This is a genomic window from Hyphomicrobium sp. (assembly GCF_035572195.1).
Taxonomy (GTDB): Bacteria; Pseudomonadota; Alphaproteobacteria; order Rhizobiales; family Hyphomicrobiaceae; genus Hyphomicrobium_B.
The window spans coordinates 1-5,821 of sequence record NZ_DATNBA010000125.1 but is presented as its reverse complement, the minus strand read 5'-3'; the positions used below and the strand labels follow the sequence as shown (position 1 = coordinate 5,821).

Annotated in this window: 4 protein-coding genes, 1 tRNA gene and 2 pseudogenes; 3 read left to right on the top strand and 4 right to left on the bottom strand. The window is 60.4% G+C overall.

The features are described 5' to 3' along the window. Positions 1–190 (top strand): annotated as a pseudogene (locus tag VN623_RS10440) (L,D-transpeptidase); the annotation flags it as partial. A 105-nt stretch (positions 191–295) separates the two neighbouring features. Here VN623_RS10440 and VN623_RS10435 read toward each other — a convergent pair. Together VN623_RS10435 and VN623_RS10430 are read right to left on the bottom strand one after the other, a co-directional pair. Further along, positions 296–373, bottom strand: a tRNA-Pro gene (locus VN623_RS10435). 279 nt (positions 374–652) lie between these two features. Further along, on the bottom strand, positions 653–1,687 hold the full coding sequence (locus VN623_RS10430) for an alpha/beta hydrolase (RefSeq protein WP_325570798.1): 1,035 nt from the start codon (positions 1,685–1,687) through the stop codon (positions 653–655). Positions 1,688–2,021: 334 nt separating this feature from the next. Between VN623_RS10430 and VN623_RS10425 the strand changes: the two genes are divergently transcribed. Both VN623_RS10425 and VN623_RS10420 read left to right on the top strand, forming a co-directional pair. Then, positions 2,022–3,359 carry an APC family permease gene (locus tag VN623_RS10425; protein ID WP_414653201.1) on the top strand — a complete coding sequence of 446 codons (1,338 nt, stop codon included), beginning with the start codon at positions 2,022–2,024 and terminating at the stop codon, positions 3,357–3,359. After that, entirely contained in the window at positions 3,352–4,623 is a 1,272-nt protein-coding gene (locus tag VN623_RS10420; RefSeq protein ID WP_325570794.1) for a hypothetical protein, read from the top strand. The genes VN623_RS10425 and VN623_RS10420 overlap by 8 nt, the downstream gene beginning before the upstream one ends. Positions 4,624–4,670: 47 nt before the next feature. Here the strand turns inward: VN623_RS10420 and VN623_RS10415 are convergent, their stop codons facing one another. Next, positions 4,671–5,426 (bottom strand): phosphopantetheinyl transferase, encoded by a 756-nt coding sequence (locus tag VN623_RS10415; RefSeq protein ID WP_325570792.1) that lies wholly within the window; start codon positions 5,424–5,426, stop codon positions 4,671–4,673. After that, positions 5,423–5,821 (bottom strand): annotated as a pseudogene (locus VN623_RS10410) (MerR family transcriptional regulator); the annotation flags it as partial. The gene VN623_RS10415 and the pseudogene VN623_RS10410, both read right to left, overlap by 4 nt.

The window sequence follows — 5,821 nt, the reverse complement described above, 5'->3', positions numbered from 1 at the left end:
GAGAGCCGACAACGCGCCTGTCCCTCAGGGCGACACGGCTTCTGCGGCGCTCGATCGAGTTGAGGTTGCAGACGATCTGCGCGAACGTATCGCCGAACTCGTATGGGTCGGAGCCCAAGTCATTGTGACCGACAACGCGCCGAGCGACGAGATGGGCCAGGGTTCCGACATCATCGTCTCAACGCATTAGCCTCAAACAAGCACTCCCTATCTCTACAAAATCGACTGGAACATGTCGTACAACGGCCCACAAACCGACAAAGGACTGAATACGTCCGCGATGGGCTGAATTTGTTGGTCGGAGCGAGAGGATTTGAACCTCCGACCCCCAGTCCCCCAGACTGGTGCGCTAACCAGGCTGCGCTACGCTCCGTCCTCGACGTTTTACGGTGACGTCTAGCGACCCCGGTGAAAGCCGTGCTTGAACAAGCCGCACCGCTTCAGTCGCAAGGGTTGGGTATCGGAAGCACCCTGTGCCGTCAAGAAGCGATACTCGGGACCGTAACCGTCCGGGGCGACGGCCAGTCGCGAAATCCGCGACACACCCGGATGGTTGCATCGCCCGAAGCGCCCGTGGAAGCCGATTGCGCCTCGCCTCTCCGCTCCTGATCTGCGCGGTGCCACCTTCAAGAGCGGACCGCGGTCGATCGGCTCAACGGCGATACTCGGGCAACCGTTTCAACAAATCGATGATCGGATAGTCCACCCACGCGTGCGTGAGGAGGTCGCGATGCCGAACGTCGCCACCGGGAACGACCGCCACGCCTCCAACGGCCAGCCGATGATTGATTTCGGGACTGACGTCGACGTCATGGGCAGTGAGAATGTCTTCCAGCTTGGCGTTCTGCGTTCGCGTCGAGCTGAGATAGACGCTGACAAAAAACGCTGACGGATCGGCCTCGATCCAATGTGCGAACTTGTCGAGGTCGCCATAAAGCGAGTCGAGAAGAACGACGCCGCGAACGCGCTTCTTTAATCCGCCACGCTCGATGGCCGAGGCCGCCGCTACATAGCCGCCGCTGTAGGCGACAACCACGATCGGCATGCTGGCAAACGTCCTAAGCGACTTGCGGTCGCCGTGCATGCGGGCGAGTTTTTGACCCGCCTCGCCGATGAAGCGGCCGAAAGCGCCCGGCTGCCAGAAATTACCGGCGCTGGAATCGGCGGCATCGACCGCCAACTGCGGCGCCACCAGAACGACATTGGCATTCGACGCCGAAATCTGCGCCGGAACTTTTTGACGGTTGAGCACGTCGCGCTCGAGCGATGCTCCGTGACCGTGGAAGTAGACGAGCATCAAGGCCGGTCGCCGAACATCAAACCCCTTCGGGATGTGAAGCAGAACGCGGCGATCGTTGTACGTCTGATCTTCCCAATAGACGCGGCCCGATCCGGTCCTGTGGCCCTTGCGTCCGCCCTCGTCGACATTCATGAAGGGTGCGTTCGAGCCCGGCATCGTCCCATGATAGGGAAACGGCGCCGTGTCGAAGGGCACGAGCGCTGTCCTCGCCGTTTTAAGAGGCCCGCTACGCGACTGTACTTGCGTCTTCGAAGGCGTGATCGTACGCCGCTTCGCGGTTTTCTTCGCGGCCATTGCGGAGCCAATGCCGGCCGTTAACGCCAGCCCGGCGCCCAGCGCCGCCGCCAGAAAGGCCCGTCGTTCGAATTGTGCGGTCTTGTCCGCCATGCCCAGCGGCACTCCGTTATAGCGCCGGTTCTTGTGAATGCTGCGTTTACCCTCGCGAGACATAATAAACAGCGAGCTGGCGCTGATTCCCGCCGTCGCATTAAGGTCCAAACTTGTCCATATCGTGAGCCCAAATCGTTGAATGCCTGTCGGCTCACATCCAAGGTGAGGTCCGTTGACCCACGCCGCAACACGCTAGGTGCAATTTGGCCACTTGGCGTTTACATGTCGTCGCGGCCGTTGTTGCGCGGCGGCCGCGTCAATACTGTCGCCGAATCGGCAATGAATTAGCGATCTCATGACAACCGCGACCAGTATCACCGTACCGTCTCCGATGACATCCGGTCTCGATGTCCGGACCGTTTCGACGATGACCGCAACGGCCCTGGCCGTCGCCGACATGATCGGCATCGGCGTCTTCACAAGTCTGGGGTTTCAGGTCCAGGACATCCCTTCGGCATTCTCAGTCCTGCTGCTGTGGATCATCGGCGGCATTGCGGCGCTGAGCGGAGCTCTGGCCTATGCGGAACTCTCGGCGGCGTTTCCCCGCTCCGGCGGCGAATACAATTTTCTGTCGCGTATTTATCATCCCGCCGTCGGGTTTCTGGCCGGATGGATCTCAGCAACGGTTGGCTTCGCGGCGCCCATCGCGCTCGCGGCAATGGCATTCGGCGTGTATTTCAAAGGTGTCGTGCCGGGCGCGCCGGCGCTGTTGCTCAGTCTCGCAGTGACGTGGATCGTCACGCTCGTGCATCTGAGCGGCGTCAAGCACAGCAGCAAATTTCAAAATGTCTCGACGCTGATCAAAGGCGCACTGATCATCGCGCTGATTATTGCCGGGCTCGCTTATGGTAGCCCGCAGCCGATCTCTTTTGCGCCATCGCACAACGATCTCGGTTTCATTTCGAGCGCGCCGTTCGCGGTGAGCCTCGTATTCGTGATGTATGCGTATTCGGGCTGGAACGCCGCGACCTACATCGCCGGCGAGATACGCGAACCTGCAGTAAGCCTGCCGCGCTCCATCATTGCTGCAACGCTGATTGTAATCACCCTCTACGTGGCGCTCAACGCCGTCTTCCTTTACACGACGCCGATCGCGTCGATGGCCGGGCAGCTCGATGTCGCGTTGATCGCAGGCAAGTATATTTTCGGTGACTTCGGCGGACGCATCGTCGGCGCGCTTATCTGCATCGGGCTCGTCTCGTCCATCAGCGCCATGACCTGGATAGGTCCGCGCGTCACGATGGCGATGGGCTTCGATCACGGATTACTCGCCCCCTTGTCGCGCACGTCAAGCAACGGCGTCCCGACGACGGCAATTCTGCTTCAGCTCGTCATCGTTACGCTGCTGCTGATGACGCAGAGTTTCGAAGCCGTGCTCGATACCATCCAATTCAGCCTGACACTCTGCTCGTTCCTCGCCGTTCTCGGCGTCATCGTGTTGCGCTGGAACGCACCCGGTCTGGCGCGTCCCTACCGGACGTGGGGCTATCCTGTCACGCCCCTGGTGTATCTCGCGGTCACAGCCTTCATGATGTATCACCTGCTCATTGAGCGGCCTTTGCAGTCGTTTGCAGGCCTAGGAATAATGCTCGCCGGCTTGGCGATATACGCCCTTTCACAATCGCGCCTCGGTCATGGCAAGGAATTTGATAGGATCAGTCATGACTAGAACGCGTTTCACCGCATCGATCTTGGCGCTGTTGCTTGTCGGGCTGGCGTTTGTTCCGCGCGCGGCTATTGCCGGTCCGGCCGCGAGTGCCGACGATACGGCGCGCTTTCTTGCTGGAATGATGCCGTCTACGGGGTCGCCTCTTGCGACCTACACCAACGATGCGTTCTGGAAACAACACGCCCGCAACTTCGACGAATCCTGGGATGTCCTCGAAAAGCGGCAGCTGGCAAAGGTCCGCAGCTTGGTTGCCAAGAATTTCTCCAATCCGCAGCATGTTCTTTTCTACATCTTCAGCGGCCCGGATTTTCTTTACGCCGACGCATTCTTTCCATCGGCGGACACTTACATCATGGCTGGCCTCGAGCCGCCAGGCCAGTTGCCGGATTTGGGTAAGCTTTCGCGGCCCGAGCTCGCAGGCGCTCTGCGCGAACTGCGATCATCTCTCAACTCGGTGCTGAGCTATAGCTTCTTTCGTACCAAGTCGATGCGGGTGGAACTCAACGAGGGGCGGATAACGGGAACGTTGCCGATCCTGATGGTGTTCCTGGCGCGATCCGGCAAGACGATTTACGACGTATCGCTTTTTGATCTGCAGAATGATGGATCGATCCACCCGGTAGAAGACAAGATCGCGAACCCCACGGCGAAGGGCGTGAAAATCATTTTCTCCGACGACGTCGGGAAAAAGCGGACGCTCTACTACTTCAGCACGGACGTGTCGGAAGGCGGAGTTCAGAACAGCGGTTTTCTCAAGTTCTGCGGCAAGCTCGGCAACGGCGACAGTTTCGTCAAAAGCGCCTCGTATCTCATGCACTCCGATAAGTTTTCGACCATCCGCGAATTTCTGCTGACCCATAGCGTCTCGCTGCTGCAGGACGATTCAGGAATTCCGATCCGCTTCTTTGCTAAAGGTTGGCAACTGCACCCGTTTGGCCGCTACGTCGGACCGATCCCGCTTTTCGCAGCCCAATCGCAGCAGACGCTTTATCGGGTCTTCGGCAAGGGTCGCGCGACACCCATCGATTTCGGCATCGGCTATCGTTGGAAGCCGATGGAGTCGAATCTGCTTCTCGCCGTCAAAGACGAGACGGCGATGGCATTCGAGCCGGCGAAATGGCCTGAATCAGAACCAGCCTCAAAGCCTCAACGAGAGGCCAGGGCGGAGAAGAATGACGGCAAGAGAGAGCCGCGCGTTCATCACAAACGCAAACAGCGAACGGTCAGCAATCCGATTTCAAAGATGTTTCCCTATTTGCCGTAGGCCGTCATGCGTATTTGCGAGCAACGCGCTCGCATTGGCGCGGCGTTTTACGTTTCTGCGCATGATAGAAATTTCGCCAGCGCGTCCGCGTCATTCGGAAGCGTGAGAACTTCGACCGCTCGAGGCAACGTCTGCGCGGCCACTGCAGCAAAATAAGCGCTGGCAACGTCGAGGTTTCTGACGTCGAGCCGATGGGCAGCCGTGGTGCCACCAACCACTTCGCCGCCAACCACTCCCTCTTCCGTCAGCAGTTGTCCGATGCCGGTGCCAAGCGCCTTGGCCGCAGCCTCCAGGCGAACCCAGGCTTGAAGGACGTCCCCGTCCGCGTCGATGCGCGGCGGGCCCGGCGGCCCGTTAGCGAGCCGCGCGGCAGCCGCGATCACGCGTCGACGGCGGTCATCCGTCATCGTCAGACCGCGCGCCTCCTCAAGATCGATACCAATGGGAACCGCGTTCGAAACCGCTATCAAGGCCGCATTGCCGCTGTGCGAGACATTGAAGTACGGTGGCCCCTCCCCGAGGTACGGACGCCCGTTCCGAGCGATTGCGAAGTCGATATTTCGATACGCCCTGCCCGCGGCACGCTCGATTACGATCCGTGTCGCGATGCGCGACGCGCGCCACAGCCGTTGGCGTCCCGGATCGTGCGCCAGCTTTTCGACGCGCACGACGTCGTCAGCGGAGAGACGTGGCGCCTCTCGTTCTGCAGCTTCGAGAAGTGCAACTGAAGCTGTGAGGTCGACGAAGACGACGTGCACTCCGCCGCAGCCTTTTTCGGTCGCTCCGGCAGGGGGAACGCTCACGGTCGCGCCGTGCGCGCCTTCTTTGCGCCCGCCGAGCCGCCGGCCTGATCGAGCGGCAGGCCCAAAAGGATGGCGCGGGCGATTTCAAGCTCGCGGATAGCTCCGAGAATCCGAACCTTGGGAGCTATGCGCGTCGGGCGGGCACCATTGCTCTCAGCCTCACTAGCCTCACGCGCTTTGTGCTGAACCGGCAGTTCCTTCGCAGACGCGCCCGCTACCGGCTTTCGCCCACGTTGCCGTCCGGTGCGCTTGGTGTTGGCGCTCTGCGATTGAACGGCACTCAGGCGTGCTGCGGCCGCTTTGACCTGATCGATACCCTGCTCGCGCAGGATCTTCTGAACGCCCTTGATCGTGTAGCCGTCGGAGTGCAGCAGCGCGCGAATGCCCCTCAGCAA